The organism is Hymenobacter actinosclerus (genome assembly GCF_900111515.1).
GTDB lineage: Bacteria > Bacteroidota > Bacteroidia > Cytophagales > Hymenobacteraceae > Hymenobacter > Hymenobacter actinosclerus.
In genome coordinates, this window is sequence record NZ_FOHS01000002.1 from 470,042 (window position 1) to 492,143 (window position 22,102).

At 63.8% G+C, this 22,102-nt stretch carries 15 protein-coding genes; 7 read left to right on the plus strand and 8 right to left on the minus strand.

Features of this window, described 5'->3' with window-relative positions:
• Positions 1-24: 24 nt before the first annotated feature.
• Together BMY67_RS08385 and BMY67_RS08390 are read right to left on the minus strand one after the other, a co-directional pair.
• Positions 25-2,958 carry a DNA gyrase/topoisomerase IV subunit A gene (locus BMY67_RS08385; protein WP_245744954.1) on the minus strand — a complete coding sequence of 978 codons (2,934 nt, stop codon included), beginning with the start codon at positions 2,956-2,958 and terminating at the stop codon, positions 25-27.
• 94 nt (positions 2,959-3,052) lie between these two features.
• A complete protein-coding gene (locus BMY67_RS08390) occupies positions 3,053-4,963 on the minus strand; it encodes a DNA topoisomerase IV subunit B (RefSeq protein ID WP_092770411.1) in 1,911 nt (636 codons plus the stop codon).
• 195 nt (positions 4,964-5,158) lie between these two features.
• Between BMY67_RS08390 and BMY67_RS08395 the strand changes: the two genes are divergently transcribed.
• The 3 genes from BMY67_RS08395 to BMY67_RS08405 all read left to right on the plus strand — a co-directional run bounded on the left by BMY67_RS08395 (position 5,159) and on the right by BMY67_RS08405 (position 8,670).
• Positions 5,159-6,346: an AI-2E family transporter gene (locus BMY67_RS08395; RefSeq protein WP_245744956.1), complete on the plus strand. Its 1,188-nt coding sequence runs from the start codon at positions 5,159-5,161 to the stop codon at positions 6,344-6,346.
• A gap of 125 nt (positions 6,347-6,471) precedes the next feature.
• Positions 6,472-6,939, plus strand: coding sequence for a ferritin-like domain-containing protein (locus BMY67_RS08400; protein ID WP_092770413.1), 468 nt, complete (start codon positions 6,472-6,474; stop codon positions 6,937-6,939).
• A 216-nt stretch (positions 6,940-7,155) separates the two neighbouring features.
• Positions 7,156-8,670 (plus strand): exonuclease domain-containing protein, encoded by a 1,515-nt coding sequence (locus tag BMY67_RS08405; RefSeq protein WP_092770415.1) that lies wholly within the window; start codon positions 7,156-7,158, stop codon positions 8,668-8,670.
• On the opposite strand, the gene BMY67_RS08410 is transcribed toward BMY67_RS08405, so the two are convergent.
• Positions 8,663-9,091 carry a hypothetical protein gene (locus BMY67_RS08410; protein WP_092770417.1) on the minus strand — a complete coding sequence of 143 codons (429 nt, stop codon included), beginning with the start codon at positions 9,089-9,091 and terminating at the stop codon, positions 8,663-8,665. The genes BMY67_RS08405 and BMY67_RS08410 overlap by 8 nt on opposite strands.
• Before the next feature lie 175 nt (positions 9,092-9,266).
• On the opposite strand from BMY67_RS08410, the gene BMY67_RS08415 reads away from it, so the two are divergent.
• Positions 9,267-9,692 carry a hypothetical protein gene (locus tag BMY67_RS08415; RefSeq protein WP_143069748.1) on the plus strand — a complete coding sequence of 142 codons (426 nt, stop codon included), beginning with the start codon at positions 9,267-9,269 and terminating at the stop codon, positions 9,690-9,692.
• A 172-nt stretch (positions 9,693-9,864) separates the two neighbouring features.
• On the opposite strand, the gene BMY67_RS08420 is transcribed toward BMY67_RS08415, so the two are convergent.
• Both BMY67_RS08420 and BMY67_RS08425 read right to left on the minus strand, forming a co-directional pair.
• Positions 9,865-13,140, minus strand: coding sequence for a hypothetical protein (locus BMY67_RS08420; RefSeq protein ID WP_092770421.1), 3,276 nt, complete (start codon positions 13,138-13,140; stop codon positions 9,865-9,867).
• Positions 13,141-13,287: 147 nt separating this feature from the next.
• Positions 13,288-14,895 carry a hypothetical protein gene (locus BMY67_RS08425; protein WP_092770423.1) on the minus strand — a complete coding sequence of 536 codons (1,608 nt, stop codon included), beginning with the start codon at positions 14,893-14,895 and terminating at the stop codon, positions 13,288-13,290.
• A gap of 245 nt (positions 14,896-15,140) precedes the next feature.
• Here BMY67_RS08425 and BMY67_RS08430 point away from each other — a divergent pair, with 245 nt between their 5' ends.
• Complete coding sequence (locus tag BMY67_RS08430) at positions 15,141-16,739, plus strand: hypothetical protein (RefSeq protein ID WP_092770425.1); 1,599 nt, start codon at positions 15,141-15,143, stop codon at positions 16,737-16,739.
• Between the two features lie 190 nt (positions 16,740-16,929).
• Here the strand turns inward: BMY67_RS08430 and BMY67_RS08435 are convergent, their stop codons facing one another.
• Positions 16,930-18,042 (minus strand): DNA topoisomerase IB, encoded by a 1,113-nt coding sequence (locus tag BMY67_RS08435; RefSeq protein WP_092770427.1) that lies wholly within the window; start codon positions 18,040-18,042, stop codon positions 16,930-16,932.
• A gap of 294 nt (positions 18,043-18,336) precedes the next feature.
• On the opposite strand from BMY67_RS08435, the gene BMY67_RS08440 reads away from it, so the two are divergent.
• The gene (locus BMY67_RS08440) at positions 18,337-19,146 is read left to right on the plus strand and encodes a M48 family metalloprotease (RefSeq protein ID WP_092770429.1); all 810 of its coding nucleotides are present in this window, start codon (positions 18,337-18,339) and stop codon (positions 19,144-19,146) included.
• A 150-nt stretch (positions 19,147-19,296) separates the two neighbouring features.
• Positions 19,297-20,430, plus strand: a complete 1,134-nt coding sequence (locus tag BMY67_RS08445) for an App1 family protein (protein ID WP_092770431.1) — start codon at positions 19,297-19,299, stop codon at positions 20,428-20,430.
• 170 nt (positions 20,431-20,600) lie between these two features.
• On the opposite strand, the gene BMY67_RS08450 is transcribed toward BMY67_RS08445, so the two are convergent.
• Together BMY67_RS08450 and mtgA are read right to left on the minus strand one after the other, a co-directional pair.
• Complete coding sequence (locus tag BMY67_RS08450; RefSeq protein ID WP_092770433.1) at positions 20,601-21,068, minus strand: YybH family protein; 468 nt, start codon at positions 21,066-21,068, stop codon at positions 20,601-20,603.
• A gap of 171 nt (positions 21,069-21,239) precedes the next feature.
• A complete protein-coding gene (mtgA, locus tag BMY67_RS08455; protein ID WP_092771629.1) occupies positions 21,240-21,986 on the minus strand; it encodes a monofunctional biosynthetic peptidoglycan transglycosylase in 747 nt (248 codons plus the stop codon).
• Positions 21,987-22,102: the final 116 nt, after the last annotated feature.

Genomic DNA, 22,102 nt, shown 5'->3' on the forward strand with positions numbered 1-22,102 from the left:
CCGCGTTTTGGTAATTGGCCTGTCCTAAAAAAACTTCAGCTGCGACTTGGGCGTCTTGAGCACGGCTTTGGCCTGGGCCACCTCATCGGCCGAGATGTTGAACTCGTCGGTGCGGTCGGGCAGCGGCTCGTGGGGCGCGTTGGCGTCGGCGGCGACTGGTGGGGCCGGGGCGGCTTTTTTCTTGGCCGATTTGCGCTCGGGTTCGGGGCCTTCGTCGGTGAGCAGCGTGAGGGCGTGCAGCTTGTAGTAGTTGAGCTTGTTGCCGCGGGCCTTCCAGCCTTTCACATCGATGAACTCGTGGAGCAGCAGCTTTTCGGTTTCGCGCTCGGCCTTTTTGTCGCGTTGCAGCTTGATATCCACAACCGGCTCGGGGTGAGCCGTGGCCACCAGCAGCTTCGAGCCCTTGGCTTCGCTGATGAAAGTAAAGCGGTTGGCCAGCGTGCTGGTTTCGATGCGGAAACGCTTGACGAAGTGCAGCTTGGTTTCGGCATCGAGGTACACCGCGCTGAGCACCGTGTTGGGGTCGAACTTGCGCAGCAGCACCAGGTTGGCCACCACGAAATCGATGGCCGGGTCGGGCGCGGTCAGCTCGTAAGTACCGTCCTTGTACACGGCCAGCACGTTGTCGTCGGTGTCGAAGGTGCCCAGGTAGCGGCCGTGGCCGTTGGCGTTTAGGCGGCCCACCACGCTGTCGAAGAACATTTCGCGCCCGCCCAGCGTCGAGTCGCCCAGGGCTTTCTGGACTATTTTCTTGATGGGCTGCTTGGTGACGATGTTGCCCATCGAGCCCTTGCCCTTGATGGCCAGGTCGGCAAAGTCGAAATCGAACTGCTTGACCCGGGCCACGGCCTTGTCGGCGAGCTGAATGGCTACCAGCTCCGACTCGGAGTTGGGGTTGGCCGTGAGGTAAAGCGTTTTGGTGCCCTTGGTGCCCTTGGTCAGGTCGTAGGTTTTGTCGCGGGTAATGCCTGACACCAGGAAGCGCTTGGCGAAGCTGATGCCCGAGGCCCCGTCCTGGTAAATCATGTTGTACACCAGCCGGTCGTCGTTCTTGTTGTACACGCCAGCGTGCAGAATGTCCTTGCCGACGAAGGTTTTCTCGGCGATGCGCGTAACCATGAACGTGCCGTCGCGGCGGATGGCGATGATGTCGTCGAGGTCGGAGCAGTCGGTGACGGCCACGGCTTTTTCGTCCTTTTTCAGGCCGTAGCCCACAAAGCCGTCGGCGTAGTTGACGTAGAGCTTCTGGTTGGCTACGGCTACTTTCTGGGCCGTTACCACCGAGAAGGCGCGCAGCTGGGTGCGCCGCTCGCGGCCGGCCCCGTACTTTTTCAGCAAGCCCTCGAAATAGCCAATGGCGTAGCGCGTGAGGTTGGCCAGGTGGTCGGCCACCTCGGCCAGCTCGGCTTCGAGGCGGGCAATCAGCTCGTCGGCCTTGAAGCCGTCGAACCTGCTGATGCGCTTGATGCGGATTTCGGTCAGCCGGGTTATGTCGTCCTCCTCGATGGCGCGGGAAAGCACGATGCGGGTGTCGTTGGGCTTTTCCTTCTCGCCGGCCACCCGCGTAAATTTCTTCAGGCCGCCTTCAATGGTGAGCAGGATTTCGTCCCAGGTTTCGCACTCCTCGATTTTGCGGTAGATGCGGTTCTCGATGAAAATCTTCTCCAGCGAGGCCGAGTGCCACTTTTCGCCCAGTTCGTCCTGCCGGATTTCCAGCTCGCGCTCCAGCAGCCGCACCGTTTTCTGGGTGCTCAGCCGCAACATATCCTCCACGGCCACAAAGCGCGGCTTGTCCTCAATAATAACGCAGGTGTTGGGCGAGATGCTGATTTCGCAGTCGGTGAAGGCGTAAAGCGCGTCCATCGTCAGGTCGGGGCTCACACCGGTCGGCAGGTGCACCTGCACCTCCACCTCGGCGGCCGTGTTGTCGACCACCTTCTTGATCTTGATTTTATTCGCCTCCGAAGCCTTCACGATGCTTTCCATGAGCGCCGTGGTGGTGGTGCCGTACGGGATGTCGCGAATGACGAGCATGGTTTTGTCGGCCTTCTCGATGGTGGCCCGCAGCCGGATTTTGCCGCCCCGCTGCCCGCTCTGGTAGTTGCTCACGTCGGCCAGGCCGCCGGTCGAAAAGTCGGGAAACAGCTGGAACTCCTTGCCCTTGAGCACCGCCACGCTGGCCTGGCACAGCTCGCGGAAGTTGTGGGGCATAATCTTGGTGCTCAGGCCCACGGCAATGCCCTCCACGCCCTGGGCCAGCAGCAGCGGGAATTTTACGGGCAGCGTGGTGGGCTCGCGCTTGCGGCCGTCGTAGCTCATCTGCCACTCCGTAATGTCGGGGTTGAACACCACGTCCAGCGCAAACTTGCTCAGGCGGGCCTCAATGTAGCGGGGCGCGGCGGCCGAGTCGCCGGTGCGGATGTCGCCCCAGTTGCCCTGGGTTTCAATCAGCAAGTCCTTCTGGCCCAGGTTCACCATGGCGTCGCCGATGCTGGCGTCGCCGTGGGGGTGGTACTGCATGGTCTGGCCGATGACGTTGGCCACCTTGTTGAAGCGGCCGTCGTCCATTTCCTTCATGGCGTGCAGGATGCGGCGCTGCACGGGCTTGAGGCCGTCCTCGATGGCGGGCACGGCCCGCTCCAGAATTACGTAGGAGGCGTAGTCGAGAAACCAGTTCTGGTACATGCCGCGCACCGTGGCCACGTCGTGAATGGTTTCGCCAGGCGCAAATTTGGCCTCCTCCTCTTCCGTGGCCGACAGTTCGTCTTCGGGAATGGCTTCGGGCTCAATAATGGCCTCTACATCGGCCCCGGACTCGGCCAGGATTTCGTCGGTATCAGCCGCTTCGTTGGGGTCGGCGCCGCCCAGCTCTATCGAGTCGCCGGCGGCGTACAGCTGCTCAGCGGCGTCGGATTCAGAAGTTATCGGGGCGGCCTGGGGGTTCAGTTCTTCGGACATACGGGGTGCGGCTCCGGGCCGCGCTTATTTGTTCTTGTACCACTCTCCGCGCCGCTGAAAGCAGCGCGAAGGACTGTTTATGCACGGTGCGGCGCTAGGCCAAATCCTCTTCCGCTACCTCGGCTACGGGCAGCACGTCGGAGGTAATCAGGTCTTTTTCCAGGCGCAGGTTGTCGATGATGAATTCCTGGCGGGCGGGCGTGTTCTTGCCCATGTAGTAGGTCAGAATCTGCTGCACCGAGCGCTCGGCCTGCAAAATGACCGGTTCCAGCTTGATGTTCTCGCCGATGAACTTGCCGAACTCGTCGGGACTGATTTCGCCCAGGCCCTTGAAGCGCGTGACTTCGGGGTTGCGGCCGAGCTGGCGCATGGCGGCCTGCTTTTCCTGTTCGTTGTAGCAGTAGATGGTGGTTTTCTTGTTGCGCACCCGAAACAGCGGCGTTTCCAGGATATACACGTGGCCGTTGCGCACCAGATCGGGAAAGAATTGCAGGAAAAAGGTGAGCAGCAGCAGCCGGATGTGCATGCCGTCCACGTCGGCGTCGGTGGCGATAACCACGCGGTTGTAGCGCAGGTTCTCGATGCCTTCCTCGATGTTGAGCGCGTGCTGGAGCAGGTTGAGCTCCTCGTTTTCGTACACGATTTTCTTCTTCAGCCCGAAGCAGTTCAGCGGCTTGCCGCGCAAACTGAATACGGCCTCGGTCTGTACGTTGCGGCTCTTGGTGATGGAGCCCGAGGCCGAGTCGCCCTCGGTGATGAACAGCGTCGTCTGGTCCTCCTCCTCGTGCTTGCCCTCGCCAAAGTGGAAGCGGCAGTCGCGGAGCTTGCGGTTGTGCAGGTTGGCTTTTTTGGCGCGCTGGTTGGCCAGCTTCTTCACCCCGGCCATATCCTTGCGCTCCCGCTCGCTCTGCTCGATGCGCTTTTGCAGCGCCTCCTTTACAGCGGGGTTGCGGTGCAGGTAGTTGTCGAGGTGCTCCTTGATGAAGTCGAGCACGAAGTTGCGCACCGTGGGGCCGTCGGGCCCCATGTTCAGCGAGCCGAGCTTGGTTTTGGTCTGGCTCTCGAACACAGGCTCCTGCACGCGCACCGAAATAGCGCCAATCACCGAGGCCCGGATGTCGGCAGCGTCGTAGTCTTTCTTATAAAACTCGCGCACCGTTTTCACGATGGCCTCGCGGAAGGCCGCCAGGTGGGTACCGCCCTGGGTGGTATACTGGCCGTTCACGAAACTGTAGTACTCCTCGCCGTAGTCGTTGCCGTGGGTCAGGGCCAGCTCCATGTCCTCCCCTTTCAGGTGGATAATGGGGTAGCGCAGGGTTTCGGGGTCGGCCTTGCGGGCCAGCAGATCGAGCAGGCCGTGCTCGGAGTAGTACTTCTGGCCGTTGAAGTGGATGGTAAGGCCGGCATTCAGGTAAACGTAGTTCCAGATCTGATTTTCGAGGTACTCGGGGTAGAACTTGTAGTTCTTGAAGATGGACTCGTCGGGCTCGAACACCATCAGCGTACCGTTGCGCTGGCTGGTTTTCTGGGGCTTGGGGTCCGAGGTCAGCATGCCCTGCGAGAACTCGGCCGACTTCATCAGCCCGTCGCGCACACTTTGCACCAGAAAGTAATTGCTGAGCGCATTAACCGCTTTGGTGCCCACCCCGTTTAAGCCCACAGACTTCTGGAACACCTTGCTGTCGTACTTGCCGCCCGTGTTAATCTTGCTCACCACGTCCACCACCTTGCCCAGCGGAATGCCGCGGCCGTAGTCGCGCACCTGCACCTTGTCCTCCGAAATCTTGATTTCGATGGTGCGGCCGTGGCCCATTACGTGCTCATCGATGGAGTTATCGATAACTTCCTTTACCAGCACGTAAATGCCGTCGTCGTAGGCCGAGCCGTCGCCGAGCTTGCCGATGTACATGCCGGGCCGCAGCCGGATGTGCTCGCGCCAGTCGAGGGAGCGGATGCTGTCTTCGGTGTAGCCGTGGGTGGCCACGGAAATCTGTTCTTCAGCCATGCCGGGAGGTTGCCAATCAAATGTTGAGGTAAAATAACGCAGAAAACTGACCTTTTCCGCGTTTCATTTCACTAGTAAAGTTAGCAAAACCTCCGCACTTATCCCAAACAACCGCGCAATCAGCCCGCATTTGGCTTCCTGCCACTTACCCCGCCGTGATAACCCGACTTTCCCTCTCCCAATCATATTAGCAAAATGAATTCACCTTTAAGCCCCCACCGCCTGCCCACCACCACGCCCCAGCCCCCGCCCATCGTGAAGCAGGTAGCCAGCGTGAAGTTTGCCTTCCTGCTGCTGTCGGCCGTGCTGCTGGTGTACACGCTCAATAAGCTCGACGATATTCTGCTGCCGCTGCTGTTCGGGGCGCTGTTTACGCTGCTGCTGCTGCCCATCTGCCAGTGGCTCGAAGACCATAAGGTGCCGCGCATTCTGGCCATTATCCTGTGTCTGCTGCTGGTAGTGGGTCTTTTCGCGGGGATAATTCTGGCCTTTGGCTCGCAGCTCACGCAGTTCCAGGACGAGCTGCCCAAGTTGCAGGACAAAATGATAGAATTTTTCCGCGACGGTCAGGAGTGGGCCCAGCGCAAGTTCGGCTACCAGCCCATGAGCCTCAACGACCTCAAGGATTCGACGATGAAGGCCCTCAAGAAGTCGGGCGGCACCTACCTGGGCACCACCCTGAGCACGACCACGGCCGTGCTCAGCAACCTGGCCCAGGTGCTGATTTACATCTTCTGTTTGCTGCTCTACCGCGACCATCTGCGCCAGTTTATGTTCCGTTTCGTGTCGCCCGACAAGCGCACCGAGGTGCTGCACACCGTCGACAGCATCCAGACCGTGGTGCAGGCCTACATTTCGGGCTTGTTTAAGGTGATTGTGATTGTGTCCATCCTCAACGGCATCGGGCTGCTGGTGCTGGGGGTGAAATTCGCCATCTTCTTCGCCATTTTTGCCTCGGTGCTGGCCGTTATTCCCTACATCGGCATCCTGATTGGCGCGACCATTCCGGCCATTGTAACGCTGGTGGAAACCGGCTCGCCGTTGCAGGCCGCGCTGGTTATCGGCGTGTTTGTGTTCGTGCAGTTTCTGGAGGGCAACTTTATTACGCCCATGATTACCGGCTCGCAGGTGAGCATCAACCCGCTGGCCGCCATTCTGGCCCTGATTCTGGGCAACGAGCTGTGGGGCACGCCGGGCATGATTCTGAGCATCCCGCTGATGGCCGTGATAAAGGTGGTGCTCGATGCCAACAAGGCCACCGAGCCCTGGGGCTTTTTGCTCGGCGACACGGCCGAGGGCGACGACTCGCTTAAGCCCGAATCGGCGGAGCCGGGCGGGCTTAAGCGGCTCTGGAACCGGATGCTGGGCCGCGACTCGGCCTAACCCGGCTGGCGCGGCGCCGGGTCGGCCCCTAATTTTATACGCAACCCGGCCTCGGCTGCCGGCAGTATAAGAGGCCAGTTGTCGCCGCGCAGTGCGGCGCTTATTTTTCTCTAACCTTCCCTCCCATGGCTACTATCACCGGCGAAACCGCCCGCGCGTACAACGACCTCGTAGAACTCAACAAAACGGCCGCCAAAGGCTACCAGGAAGCCGCTGAAGGCATCAGCAGCCCCGATCTGAAAGCGAAGCTGAGCCAGTTCAGCCAGCAGCGCGCCAAGTTTGCCTCCGAGCTGAGCCAGCACGCCCAGCAGTTCGGCATCAGCCCCGAGCAGGAAGGCACCGTGGAAGGCGCCCTGACCGATGCCGCCGCCGCCGTGCACCGCGGCTGGATCAACCTCAAATCGGCCATCACGGGCCAGGACGACTCGGCCATTCTGGGCGAGTGCGAAACCGGCGATGCCACGGCGCTCAAAGGCTACGAAACGGCGCTCAGGTCGAACGAGCTGCCCGCCGAGGCCCGCAACGTCATCGAGCAGCAGCACAGCGAAATTCTGTCGACCAAAAACTGGATTACCGAGCAGAAAGGCCGCTAGGCTTTGGTAAGCTGTTCGCTTTTTTTGAAGGAGCCCACTTTAGTTGTGGGCTCCTTTTTTTAGTGCTGGTTTACGCTTATTTATGGGGCCGGGGAATTGTGCAACCTTCGGGCGGGGTATCTTTGTTACCAATCTGCTTAGCCAACTAAGCCCCGCTACTCTATCACCCGAAGCTATCAGCCAGCAGCTAATAGCCAACAGCTCAAAAAACCGCCGTTGTACGCCATCATCGACCTTGAAACCACCGGGGGCCAGCCGGCCCAGGACCGCATCACCGAAATTGCCATCTACATTCATGATGGCGAGAAAGTGGTCGACGAGTTCAGCTCGCTCATCAACCCCGGCCGGGCCATTCCGTTCTTCATCACCCAGCTCACGGGCATCACCGACGATATGGTGCGCGAGGCGCCCAAGTTCCACGAGGTGGCCCGCAAGGTGGTGGAGATGACTGAGGGCTGCGTGTTTGTAGCCCACAACGTGCGCTTCGACTACTCGTTTCTGAAGAAGGAATTTGGCGATTTGGGCTACAACTACTCGCGCAAAACGCTGTGCACGGTGCGCCTGAGCCGCTCGCTAATGCCCGGCCAGCCCAGCTACAGCCTGGGCAAGCTCTGCCAGAACATCGGCATTCCGCTGGAGGGCCGCCACCGCGCGGCCGGCGACGCGGCCGCCACCGCCATTCTGTTCGGCCGGCTGCTCAACATCAGCCAGGAGCAGGAAACGCCGGCCGCGGCCCGGGGCCTGAGTCCGGCCGATGCGCTGGCGGTGGTCGATGCCAATGCGCCCTCGGGCCGGCGGCCGGCCACCGGGGCCGCGCCGGGCACCGTTGTGGCGACCAAGGCGCCTTCGGCCCGCAAGATGAAGGCCGTGCAGGAAGCCATTAAAACGGCCCTGTTGCCGCCCAACATCACGCCCCAGCACGTGGCCGCGCTGCCCCACGAGGCGGGCGTGTACTACTTCCACAACGAGGCCGGGGAGGTGATTTATGTGGGCAAGAGCATCAACATCTACAAGCGCATCCAGCAGCATTTCGCCGTCGATTACAAGTCGCGCAAGAGCATCGAGTTCAAGAACTCGATTTCGGAAATCACCTGGGAGCTGACCGGTTCGGAACTGGTGGCGCTGCTCTACGAGTCGCACGAAATCAAGCGCTTAAAGCCGCTCTACAACCGGCAGCAGCGGCGGTCGGTGTTTCCGGCGGGCATTTTCCTGCGCACCGACGAGCAGGGCTACAAGCGCCTGTACTACGGCCGCGCCGACGACCACGCCGAGTCGCACCCGCTCATTGCGCTGGGCAACCAGTTCAAGGCCAAGGGCTTTTTGTTTCACAAGGTGGCCAAGTTCAACCTGTGCCAGAAGCTGTGCGACCTGTACAAAACGCCCGGCGCGTGCTTCGACTACCAGGTGCACCGCTGCCAGGGCGCCTGCCTGGGCCTGGAGCCGGCCGAGGAGTACAACAAGCGCGTGGAGGAGGCCATTGAGTCGTTTACCTACGAGCACGGCTCGTTTGTGGTGATTGGCGCCGGCCGCCGGGCCGATGAGAAGAGCCTGGTGGTGGTAGAAAACGGCCGTTACCTGGGCTTTGGCTACATTGATGAGACGTTCTCGGCCCGCCGCTTCGAGGACTTCCGCGACGCCATTACCCGCTACAACGACAACAAGGACGTGCAGCAGATTATCCGCCAGTACCTGCGCACCAAGCACAAAGACAAGGTGAAAGTATTCAGCTAGCCACCTGCTGCTGCTGACGCAACCAACTCACGGCCTGCGTTTCGTCGTTGAAGCGGCGCATAAAGTAGCCCTGGGCCGGCCCCTGTTGCTCGGCCTGGTGAAAGGCCTGCTGGTTGTCGGTGAGCGAGTGATAATCGGGCGAGAGCAGCTGGCTCATCGACACGGCCTGGCCCAGCGCGGCGCCCAGCTGCGGGAAAAACTCCTCGAGGCCCCAGCGGGTGGTAGCGGGCTCGGCCGGGCGGCGGCGGCGACCGTCGAGCAGCCAGTACGGGCAGTGGCACTCGCGGGCTGCCGCCAGAATCAGCGTGTAGCCCTGGCGCATTTCGGCATCGGAAACCGGGCGCATCCAGCGGGCCACCAGAAAGTTCAGGTCGGCGCGGTATTGTAGGGTGAGGTAGTCGGGGGCGGCGAAATCGCGCATCGATAGTAAGTATATTAGCAAAGGTACAACGGGCTTAGCATCTGCTCAACCGGAGTGGCCTATTATTTGTGGCCCCTCAAGGCCGCCGACTCCCTAGCTCGACCGTTCAGGCAACTGTTCGGCGGCCGGGCCGTATCTTTGGCACCTTCGAGTTGCCTTGTACCCCCGTTTGCGCATGCCTGCTGATACCCCTTCCCTCACCATTACTTTCCGTTCCGACCTTAATTTGCTTATCGTTCGCTGGCTCCGCGATGTATCGACGAGCGAACTGCAACAGGGCTACACCGAAGTGTTGCAGGCGGCCATCCGGCACCAGGCCAGCGGCTGGCTCGTAGACTCGCGCCGCCGCTCCCAGTCGAGCACCGAAATGGTAGACTGGCTTTCCCAGGAATATCTGCCCGAGCTCAGCCCGGCCCTCAACAACCGGCCCGTGTACCTGGCCTGCCTGGTGGCGGCCACCTGGCAGCCCGGCACGGCGCCCGCCACGCCCCTGGCGGTACTGGCCCAGACTTCGGCCATGGCCTCCCGGAAAGAATATCAGGTGAAGCTTTTCAGCGACGAAGGCGCCGCCACAAGCTGGCTGGGGCAAGCCGATAAGTAATAGCCCCATGGGTTAGCAGCAGTTTGCGCTAGCTTTGCTGAAATTTAGAATGCCCACCTATTGCCAAGACGCAGAATCCAGCGTCTCGGCAATGGGTGGGCATTGTTCCAGCAGGCCAACAGGTCAACGATGAGCCGCTAAGCAGTGCGTCTGCATATCGTTTCAGAGTAACTCAGACCGCCTCCCGGATATTACCGGGCGCTGGTTCCTGCAAGGGTGGCGGGAACGTGAACTGGGCGGCAGCGGCCACGAGGGCAGCCGGATCAGTGCCGTACTGGGCCAGGCGCGCACGCAAAGCCGTGGTCCAGCCGGTGGGCTGGGTGGCTTGCGCCAGCAGCGCGGCCAGGGCCAGGCGCCGCAGGCGCGCATCAGAGCTGGCCGCCAATGCCCGCTCAAAGGCGGCCAGCGAATTAGCATCCGACGGCTGGCCGGCGCTCGGGCCGCTTCTGGCAATGGCCTCCGCGGCCGTCAGCAACGATTCGGCGTCCAGCAAGTCGGTGGCTGCCAGGTTGGTCAGGTAGGCAGCCAGCTCGTTCCACGGCAGGCCCGCCACAGCCAGCTGCACCTGCACCCGCACCGTCAGCGGATCGGGGTGCAAAACGGCCAGCAGGCCTTGTACCAGAGGTTGCAGGCGGCTCCGGTTGCCGGGCAGGGCAGCGCGCAGGGCGTCGAGCACCGCTTGCAGCACGCGCCGCTCGGGTAGCACCAGAGCCACGGTTTCGACGATGGCGGCGGGGTGCGGCACGGCGTAGGTAGCCAGCACAGCACGGGCGGCGGCGTGGTATTCGTCGGGCAGTGGCGAGTGCAGGCCGACCAGCAGCGGCGGCAGCAGCACCTGGTTGGGGTCGGCAATCGGCAGCTCTACGCACCGGCCCAGCACCTGCACCCGCAGCGCGGCATCGGGGTGGCCGAGCAGGGTAGCCAGTAGCGCCAGAAGCAACTGCTGCTCGGGGGGCGTGAGCCGGTCGGTCGGAATCCAGGCCACGCCGGCGGCCACGGCCGGGTCGGGGTCGGCGGCGGCCGCGCGCAGGATGGGCCAGGTTTCGGGACGCGCCAGGTGGCCCCACAGGGCCCGGAGCAGGGCCACGCGCACGTCGCGGTGCAGCGGGCGGGCGGCCATGTCCAGCAGCAGCGGGTAAGCGGCCGGCGTGTCCAGGTCGCCCAGCAGGCGCAGCACCTCCTTGGCCACCGTCACTTTTTCGGTGGGGGCAGCTTGTAGCAGGGCCAGGGCGCGGGGGGCGGGCATTTCCAGCAGCGTCGAGCGCAGGGCATAGATGGCAATGCGGGCGCGGGTGTCGGCCAGCGCCTCCATCAGCACGGGCACGCCCTGCCCGCCATCGAGCCGGGCCAGGGCGCGCAGGGCCGTGTCGCGCACGGCTAAACGCTGCATGCGTGCATCAGCCAATACAAACAGACGCGTGGGCACCACCGCCGGCAGCGCGGCCAGCTGCCGGATGGCCTGGAACAGGGCGTACGTGTCGCGCTGCCCATCCCGCGTCAGTTCCGTCAGGGTGTCGGCAAACAAGTGCTGCTGGGTTGCGGTCCAGCGGTAGAAGTGCGTAAACAGCGGCAGCACGAAGCGCGTGTTGCCCGTCGAAAACCGCCCTTTATAGGCCCGCTGCCCCAGAAAGGGCGTGAGCAAGTCCTGCCGCTGGCGGTGCAGGTAAGTGTACACCGGATGCAGCGTAATCACGCTGGGGTCGCTTTGCAGCAGGGCCGGAATGAGCGTGCGGAAGCGGGCCGGCTGGTATTCAGCCAGCAACTGAAGGCTCTGCGCGGCTACGTAATTCTGCCGCGTGGTGGCCAGCAACCCGGCCAGCAAGTCGGCCAGCTCGGGGAAGGCGCGCAGCCGTGGGCCCAGGCTGAAAGCGACCTGCACCAGGAAGGATTCTCGCTCGCGGGTGGCCCAGGCTTGCAGCACCGGCAGCAGCGCGGGCGCGATCCGGCGCACGTCGGCATCATTCAGTTGGTCGGCGATATTGGGCAGATACAGTACCCCGCGCGACTGGGCCAGCTCGCCCAGCCACGTCGCCGCCCACGCGGGCTGAAACGGCACCAGCGCCACCACCAGCTGCTCGGCGTAGCGGGCGGTGCCGGCCGATAAGTCGGCCGCGTTCAGCGCGTCGCGAATAATCTGACTTAACTCATCTAACTGAGCGGTTTGCCAGCGCGCCGGGGGCAGGCCGGCCAGGGCAGCCAGCATAGCCTGGCGCACGGGGTCCTGCTCGTTGGCGCGGGCGCGCACCAGGGCCAGGATGGCCGGCAGCCGGGCGCGGTGGTAGCGGGCGAGCTCGATTTGGGTGGTCAGGGCTACGGTCCGCAGGTCGGCGTCGGGGTTGCGCACGTAGGGGTCGAGCAGGGCGCGGGCCTCCTCCCAGGGCAAAAAGGCGGCGTAGGGCAACCGCTGCTCCGGCCGGGTCGCCAGGGCGGGCAGGGCCAGGTGACGGCGGGCTTCGGCGGCCCGCAGCGGGCCGGGTAGTTGGGCTACTAGGCTCGCGGGCACTACGCCTTCGGCGTTGCGCCAGCCGTTGCCGGCAACCTCAAAGGCCGCCTGGCGTACCGACGGCGGCACGCGGTGCAGCCAAGCTTCGCGGTTGGCCACCAGGGCGGGGCGCTGCTGAAGCGCGGCCAGCAGGCGAGCCTCGGTGAGTTGGGGGGCGAGCCGGCTCAGATCGAGCCGCACGCCCGCGCCATCCGCGTGCTGGAGCAGCAAATCCACTACCTCGTTGGGGCGGCGCCGGGCCACGGGGAGCAGGTCCAGGCGAACGGGCGACTCGTGGCGGAATAGCTCCCGCAGCAGCGCCAGCGCCTGGCCGGGCTGCTGCTCGGCCAGAACGGGCAGTACGGCATTGACGTGGTGAAGCAGCCGCGCATCGGGGGCCGTCTGGGCGAGCTGCTGGCCGTGGAGCCGGGCAAAGGCCAGGGCCGGGTGGTACTTGGCCAGCCGCTGCCAATCGATGCTTCCCCAACCGGGCAGCACCGCCGCCAGGTGCTTTTCCACCAGGTCCGCAGTTCCGAAATACAGGAACTGCGCCAGCCGCGCCGCCGAATCGGCCGCCAGTTCTTCCAGCAGCGCGTCGACGACGCCCGTTCGCCCCTGCTTCCGCAGGTTGCGCAGGAGCTTGGGCTGCATCCGGCGGGGCAGCGCGGCAAATGCCGCCCGCGCCTGCGCATCGGTACAAACGTGGGCCACCAGATTAAGCGCCAGGCCCCGCAGCAGGCGCGACTCGTCGCCCAGGGCGGCCAGCACCCGCGCCCCGTCGGCGCTGCCGTAGCAGGCCAGCAGCGCCAGCTGGCGCTCGTAGAAGCTGTCGGTGGAAGCCAGGTTTTGCAGCAGGGATGCTACCCCGGCATCGGTGCGGGCCTGCCGGCCCAGCGCCACCATGCGCTGCACCCGTTGGTCGTAGGTGGCAGTTTCGAGTTCAGTCAGGAGCGTAGCGTTAGTCATAGAATGGTCGTTAGGCAGGCAAAAGCTGTCTGGAAGTTGCCTGCTAAGCCTGCCAAAGTATCTCTACTGAACGATTTGATTCAATTTAAGCGGCAGAGATATTTCGGCAAGCTCAGTTGACGGCCTTTTTGTAACCGTCCACACAGCTCAATACAGCCGGTGGCGCAGGAGCCAGCCGGCGCCGTCGAACTCCTGGGCCTGGGGTTGGTAGAGTTTGGTTTTGTACTTGCCCACCCGCAGCGTGTTGCCGTCGCCGCTTTCGTAAATGATGAGGCGGCTGCCGGGGCGTTTGGTGGGCGGCGGCGTGGCCTCAATCAGGTCCTGGCCCGCACCGTCGTACATGCTCAGGCGGATGCGGCCGGTGGGCTGGCCGCGCAGCTCGAAGGCATCGTTGCCGCCCAACCCAAACAGCTTAATGGAGCGGGTTTCGGTGGCTGAAAAGGTGCGCTGGTGCAGCAGCGAATCGCCCTGCGGAGTGCGGCGCAGCAGCTGCACCCGCACGGCATCGGGGCCGGCGGGCTCCACCACGAACCGCTCGGCCTCGTCGGTGCCGGGCAGCTCCACGTCGCGGGCCAGCAGCTGGTAGAACTTGTCGGCCACGGCGGGCAGCTGGTCGCGGCGGGCGCGGAGCTTGCGCGTGAACTCGGCCTGGCTCAGCGCCTGCACTTCGGGCGGCCACACGGCCAGGGCGCGGGCAATTACGTCGTCCGACAGGGCCCCACGCAGCGAATCGGCCACCTGCCGGAACTCGTCCCGGGTCAGGTAGGGCAGCAGCGACTTGTCCATGGGCCGGGCGGCACGGTTGAGGCCCTCCACGTCGGCGAGGCGGATTTTGTCGTGGAAGCTCTGGTAGTTGGTTTTCACCCAGCCAATCATGTGCGTCAGCAGGCCATCATCAAACTTGAAAAAGGCGTGGTCCCGGTCGCGCGGAATGGCTTGGTAGGTGGTGCCGCCGCCGGCTGCCGGGAAGCTGGCCCAGCGCCACTGGTCTTCGCGCCGGCTCCAGTCGCCCAGAAACATATCGAACAGGCGGTTACGCAGGTACTGGCGGGCATCCACCTGGTAGCGGGAGCTGGCCAGCAGGTTGGTGAACACCTTGCGCGAGCTTTCCACCCTGGCCGAATTGCCGAAGCTGGCCACCGTGGTCTGGTCGCCGTCGGGGCGTTCCTCGAACAGGTAGAGCGCGTAGCCAAAGCCTTCCCGGAACTCGCCCAGGGCCGGGTCGTCGGCCACGTACACGAGGCGCGGGTTGGTGTGGTAGAGGCCGGCGGCCCGGGCCAGCGGGGCGGCAATGTAGGCCCCAAACGGATGAATAACGCTGGTCTGGTCCTTCATGATGCGGCCAATGGCGCCCTCGCGCAGGCCCTCGGGCAGGGCGCGGGTGGCGTCCTTATCCACCGAGCGCAGCACGTACTCGCGGCCGCGCTGGTCGACGAGGCGCAGGTTTTTGGTCTGGAATGAGCCGCCCTCCTTGATGGGCGTGAGGCCGCCCGGCACGGCGGTGCGCAGGTTGAACACCGGCACCCGTACCGGCAGCTTCCACAGGTCGCGGTAGTGGGTGCCCCAGAAAAAGCGGTGCACCGCGCCCCGGTCGTACTGGGGGCCGGCGGCTACCTGCACCGTCGAATCGGGGCCGATAATGGGGTGGGCGGCCGGAACAACGTCTGGGTTTTGAGCCGGCGCCGAGCACGAGAGCAGCAGCAGGCCGCTGCTCAGGCCGGTTATCAGCCAGGCCGAAGAGAAGAAGAAAGACACAATACGAGAACAGGATACCCTACCAAGCGGCCGCCGCCAGGCGCACCGACTGCCCTTATAGCGCAAAGCCGGGCCCGGCGGTTGTGGATTAGGGATTAGGGATTAGGGATTAGGGATTAGGGATTAGGGATTAGGGATTAGGGATTAGGGATTAGGGATTAGGGAGGAACGTCATTCTGAGCGCGGCCGTTAACCACCACCCCTTATCTCCGTTGAAGGAGCCTAGCCGAGAAACCCTATTCTGCATGAATCACCGTTACGTCCTGCCGCTGCTGCTGCTGAGCGCCGCTGCCTGTAACCGCAAGCCCTTCTTCCAGCCCGATGCCCGCCTGGCCTACACCACGCCCCTGCCCCCCGATGCCGACAGCGCCCTGGTAACGGCCGGCCGCCACTACCAGCGCGGGCCGCTGGGTCGTTTTGTGCTGGGCCCGCATTACCGCCGCGCCTGGGCCGAGCCAGTTATGCTGCCCGTGCTGCGGCCCGCCCAGCTGGCTCCGGGCGGACTGACATTTGTGAAGATGGGCGGCGGCTTTCAAACCACCAGCCTGACCATGGCCGACTCGGCGGGCCGCAGCTACGCCGTGCGCACCATCGACAAAAACCCCGAAAAAACCCTGCCCAAGGTTTTGCGCGCCACTTTTGTGTACGGCGCCGTACGCGACGCCACCTCGGCGGCCATGCCCTACGGGGCCTTTGTCGTTCCGCCGCTGGCCCAGGCCGCCGGCGTGCCCCACACCAGCCCCCACCCCTACTACGTGCGCCCCGACGAAACCGGCCTCGGGCCCGGCTCCGAGCGGTTTCAGGGCCGGGTAGTGCTGGTGGAGCGCAAGTACGAGGGCAAGGCAAACATCGACGGCCCGGTGGCCGGCGCCACCGACCTCGACGAGACGGAAGACGTGCTGCCGGCCCGCTACCATAACCAGCGCGACCAGCTCGATGGCGCGGCCTTCGTACGGGCCCGGCTGCTCGACTTGTGGCTCGGCGACTGGGACCGGCACGAAGGGCAGTGGAGCTGGGCGGGCTACGCGCAGCCCAGCCGTCAGCGCCTCTGGAAACCCGTGCCCCAGGACCGCGACCAAGTGTTTTTCCGGTTCGATGATGGCTGGGCTTCGTGGGTGATAAGCAAACTGGTGGGCAAGTTCCGCACTTTCGGGCCCCGCTACGAAAGCATTGAGGGCTACACCCGCAATGCCCGCTTTATTGATAGCCGGGCCCTGCCCGCCGTGCCCCGCGCCACCTACCTGGCCACGGCCCACGAGTTGCAGCAGCGCCTCACCGATGCCGTAATTGAGCAGGCCGTGCGCCAGGGCCTGCCGCCGGCGGTGTACGCCTACGAGGGCCCACGCATGGCCGCTGCCCTCAAGGCCCGCCGCGCCCGGCTGCCGGCCGTAGCCAACGCATTCTACCGCCTTCAGGCCGAAGAGGTGACAGTAGCCGGCACCGACGAAAAGGAGCGGTTCGTGGTGGAGCGCCGCAACGACACGGCTACCGTGGTATCGGTCTATTCACTTGAAAAAATACCCGCCGGCCAGGCGCAGGGCCGGCTGCTGTACCGCCGCCGCTTCAACCCGCGCGAAACCAAAACCGTGCGCCTGCACGGCCTGGAAGGCAAAGACGAGTTTCTGGTATCGGGCCGCGTGCGCCGCTCCCCGTTCATCGATATCTACGGCGGCCCCCACGAGGACCTGGTGCGCGACTCGTCCCGGGTAGCCGGCCTGCGCAAGCGCACCCGCTTCTTCGACACGGCCCGCAACAACGAGCTGTACGGCGGCCCCGAAACCAAGAACAAAACCGCCCACAACGTCCTCTCCCACGCCTTCGACCGGGACGGCTCGGGACGGTAGAGGTGAAATGGTGAGGTGGTGAAATGGTGAGATGGTGAGGTGGTGAGATGGTGAGCTTGATGTTCCAGGGGCCTAGCGGCGCTAGTTGCGCAGTCAGGCCCTTAGAACATCAATCTCACCATCTCACCATTTCACCACCTCACCACTTCACCATCTCACCATTTCACCACCTCACCACCTCACCAAATCACTATTTCACTTCTTCAAGCATTTCCAGCACCATGTGTTCGGTGGGGGTTAGCAGGTCGTTCTGTTTGGGGTCGGCGTCGTGGCGGCGGAGGTAGTCGAGGAGCTGGTTGGAGTTGAACAGCTCGATAACCTGGGGGTGGATGTAGTATTTGGAGCACACGGTGGGCGTGTTGCCCAGGTTCTCGGCCACGTCCTTGATGGCCCGCTTGAGCGTTTTGGGGCGCGGAAACTCCGGCTCCTCATCTAAAATCCGCTCCAGGGCCTGCACCATTTTCACGGTGCCGCCCCAGGTTCTAAAGTCCTTGGCCGAGAGGCTCAAGCCGGTAGCCTCGTGCAGGTAGTCGTTCACGTCGCCCGATTCCAGCTCGTGGCGGTGGCCGTCGGGGGCGTAGTACTGGAACAGGTGCTGGCCCGGAATTTCCTTGCACTTCTGCACCATGCGGGCCAGCTTCCGGTCGTGGATGGTCAGGTCGTGGGGCACGCCCTTCTTGCCCACGAAGCTGAAGCGCACGTCGGCCCCGCTCACCTGCACGTGCTTGTCGCGCAGCGTGGTCAGGCCGTAGGTCTTGTTTTTCTTGGCGTACTCCTTGTTGCCGACCCGGATAAACGACTGGTCCATGAGCGTGAGCACCAGGGCTACCACTTTGGTTTTGTCGAGCTGGGGCCGCGCTAAATCCTTGTGCATGCGGGCCCGCAAACCGGCCAGCTGCTCGCCAAAGGCCCGCAGGCGGCTGAACTTGGTGAGGGCCCGGGCCTGGTCCCAGGCGGCGTGGTAGAGGTACTGCTTGCGGCCCTTGGCGTCGCGGCCGGTTACCTGCAAATGGGTGTTGGGCGAGGGCGAAATCCAGACGTCGGTCCAGGCCGGCGGAATCACGAAGCCCTCGATGCGGGCCAGCGTTTTTTCGTCCTTCAGCAGCTCGCCCTTGGCCGTACGGTAGCGCACTTTGCCGGCCTTAGTGGTTTCGCGGGTCAGGCCGGGCTTGCTGTCGGTGAGGTAGCGCAGGCCGGCCAGCTCGGCCTGGCGGGCGGGGTCTTTGTAGAGCTCGTGGGCAGCGGGCAGCGGGGCGAGGCGTTTTTTCTTGGTTTTGGGGCGGGCGCTGGCAGTGGTAACCATAGTAGCTTGAACGGGGAACAAGGCGCGCACCGGAACTGGCGGGCGGGTTTTGCTCTACGCAGAAAGCCGGCGGAAGGTGGCCGCCGCTTGCCCCGCCAAACGGCGCCAACTGCACCGCTCACCAGTTTCTTTGAGCCTGATTGCTGGCTTGCTGAGCACCTGAAGCCTATTTTTGCGCCCCGGCAAGCAACACCCCAACCGGTTGCACCGTTAGGAAGCCGCTAACCCTGGCACCGTTTTTTCTAGGCGACTTTAAAATCTCCTTTTTTCAACCACTCAACTTACCTGCTCTACATGCGGAATCTTCTGCAAAAAACCGGCCTGCTGGCCGGCCTGGCACTTACCCTGGGCGGCGCAGCCTCCTGCTCCAAAGACGGCGACGGCGTGCTGCTGTTCTCCATCGAAGACGACAAGGCCCTGGGAAAACAAGTAGCCGCCCAGACCGACTCCACCTTCCGCGCCAAGGGCCAGCTGCTGGAAACCGCCAACAACCCCCAGGCCTACGCGGCCCTCAACAAAATTGTGCTGCGGGTGCTTAACTCGGGTAAGCTCCAGTACCGCAACGAGTTTCCCTGGGACGTAAAAATCATCAAGGACGACCAGACCCAGAACGCCTTTGCCACGCCCGGCGGCCATATTTACGTGTATTCGGGCCTGATTAAGTACCTCGACAACGAAACCCAGCTGGCCGGGGTGCTGGGCCACGAAATTGCCCACGCCGACCGCCGCCACACTTCCCGCCAGTTGCAGCAGCAGTACGGCATCAGCGTGCTGCTGAGCCTGGTGCTGGGCGACAACCAGAACACGCTGGTAGACGTGGCCAATAGCCTGGGGCAGCTCAAATTCAGCCGCGACTACGAAACGGAGGCCGATGCCTACTCGGTGGAATACCTCAACGGCACCAACTATTACGCCTGCGACGGGGCGGCGGGCTTCTTCATTAAAACCCAGAACGACGGCCAGGCCAGCCCCCCCGAGTTCCTGAGCACCCACCCCAACCCCGGCAACCGCGTGCAAAACATTCAGGCCAAGGCCGACCAGCTTAACTGCCGCAACCGCACGGCCGGCTCCGACGACTTCAACCAGCTGAAAGGCGCGTTGTAAGCGCCCATTCAGCCGCAACTTTGAGGCTCCCGGCAATTTGCCGGGAGTTTTTTTGTGGCTGACTCTGAGCCGCTCCCTGCAGGGCAGCAACACCGCAGGCGGGCTCCTGCGTAAGCAGGCCGTTGGCAAACCCCTTTCTTTGCTCCCGCTATGCCTCCTATCCGCGAAAAACTCCACGACTGGGCCGAAAGTGCCGACGAATCGCTCACCCGCCTGCGGGCCCGCCTCGGGCTGCTGCACCCGCTTCAGCTGGTGCCCTACCGCAGCTACGGCACGACCGGGCGCCTCTACGTAAAGGGCCGCCTGCTCACGGATAAGGGCATCGGCGAGCCCGACCCCGACGACTCGCGCTGGCACAACCTGCTGAACATGTACCGCCGCTTCGACAGCAACGAAATTGCCGGCGCCCAACTCAGCATCCGTCCCGCCGACGGCTCCTACCACCCCATTCTCACCGACGAGGAAGGCTACTTCACCCTCAACCTGGCCCCGCAGCTCCTGCCCACGCCGGTCGATTTTCTGTGGTATCCGGTTGAAGTGGCCCTACTGCAGGCGCCCGCCCCCTTCCCTACTCCGGCCGGCCTGCGCGCCAACGCCATGGTGCTCATCCCGCCGGTCGACGCCGAGTACGGCATCATTTCCGACCTCGACGACACCGTAATCCAGACTTCGGCCACCGATTTGCTGCGCATGGCCCGCACGGTGCTGCTGCGCAACGCCCGCTCGCGGCTGCCCTTCGCGGGCGTGGCCGAGTTCTACCGCCAGCTGCAACTGGGCCGCAACGGCCGGCGCAACAACCCCTTCTTCTACGTCAGCAGCTCGCCCTGGAACCTCTACGACCTGCTCGACGATTTCCTGGCCCTGAACGATATTCCGCCCGGCCCGCTGCTGCTGCGCGATGCCGCCCTGAAGCGTCAGTCGGCCGCCGCCAGCAGCCACCACGCCCATAAGCTCCAGGAAATTGACAACCTGCTGCTCACCTACCCGCTGCTGCCCTTCGTGCTCATCGGCGACTCGGGCCAGGAAGACGCCAACATCTACCGCGAAGTGGTGCGCCGCCACCCCGGCCGCATTCTGGCCATCTACATCCGCGACGTAAACCGCCCCGACCGCGCCGCCCTCGTCGAGCAGGTGCGCGAGGAGCTGCGGGGTGACAAGGTGGAGCTGCTGCTGGTGAAGGACACCTTACAGGCCGCCGAGCACGCCGCCGCCACCGGCCTCATCTTCCACCAGGCCATTCCGGCCGTAGCCGAGGAGAAGGTCAAGGATGAAGTGGAGGATTAGGGATTAGGGATTAGGGATTAGGGATTAGGGATTAGGGATTAGGGATTAGGGAAAGAACGTCATTCAGAGCGCAGCGAAGAATCTCGCGTGCCAAAGTAATCCTGACGTTGGAAATTACTTTGGCACGCGAGATTCTTCGCTGCGCTCTGAATGACGTTCAGTCCAGGCCCCTAACTCGAATGGTCGGCCACGACCACCCACTTGCCCGCAACCCGGCGCATGACCAGCAGGAAATGCCCCTGCAAGTCGCCGGCGGCGGGGCGGGCCAAGTGCCAGCGGCCGATAACCTGGGCCGCATCGGGGCCGAGGGAGTGGATTTGCAGCTTGCTGAAATCGAGCTGGCCCATGGCGGCCGGGTTGGGGTAGCTGCGGCGGTAGTTGTCGAGGGTGGGCTGCCAGCCGTAGGTGAGGCCGCTTTTGCCGATGAATACCAGTGAATCGTTCTGCCAGTAGCCCTGCATGAAGCCGGCCACGTCGCCCCGGTTCCAGGCGGCCGTCTGGGTGCTGAGCACCGCCAGAATATCCTGGCGCGCGGCGGCCTGGGCCGCCGGCGTGAGCGAGGCCGACAGCCGCGGCGAGCAGGCGGGCAGCGCGGCCGACACCGAGGCCAGCAGCAGCGGAAGAAGCAGACGTTTCATGGGGAGGCAGGGTTGAGGACTCGGGGAAAGGGTAAGGGAATCGAATGGCAGTAAAAACGGTGTCTTGCGGAGCGGAGTCGAAGCATCTCTACCGCTTCGTTAAATTCGTTGGAGTTAGCATGGCACGCGCGCTACCTCGGCTCCGCTGCGCTCAGCATGACAATCAGCCGCTTACTCCTGCTCCATCAGCTCCCGCACGTAGTCGGTGCCGCGCAGGGCGCGCATGCGGCGCAGCACCCGGCGCTGCTTGGCGCGGGCTACGGGCCCCGGGTTGCTGGCCCGGAAACGGAGCGGATTGGGCAGCACACCGGCCAGCAGGGCGGCCTCGGCGGGGTTCAGCCTGGCGGCAGCTTTGCCGAAATAGGCCTGCGACGCGGCCTCGGCCCCGAAAATACAGTCGCCCATTTCGGCTACGTTCAGGTACATTTCCATGATGCGGCGCTTGTCCCAGAGCAGCTCGATGAGCAGCGTAAAGTAAGCCTCGGCGGCCTTGCGCACGTAGCTGCGGCCCTGCCACAGAAACACATTTTTGGCCACCTGCTGGGTAATGGTGCTGCCGCCGCGCAGCTGCTTGCTGCCACTTAGATTCGATTTGGCCGCCTTTAGCAGCGCGTCGCCATCGAAGCCGTGGTGCAGCAGAAACCGCTGGTCTTCGGCCGCCACCAGGGCCAGCGGCAGCTGCGGCGATACTTCTGCGAGGCTTTTGAAACTGTACTGAATGCGGCGGTTGTCTTCGCGGATGCCGTGGTAGCCCTTGCCCACCGGGGCGTGGGCCCGCCGGTCGAGCATGAGCCAGGTGGCGGGCGGACTCACCCAGCGGTACAGCAGCACCCAGGCCACCGACGTCAGGAAGGCCACGGCCAGTACCTGAAGGGCTATGCGGCCCGTGCGGCGGGCTATCTGCTTGAAATCTCTCACGCGCTCAAAGGCTTTATATAGGCGGGCACTCCGGTGGTGGAGCGCCGGCAAAAATAGCGGCTCTTCAGGCTAACCCCGCGTCTGGCCGGCCCCAAGCCTCAAAAAAAGCACCGGCC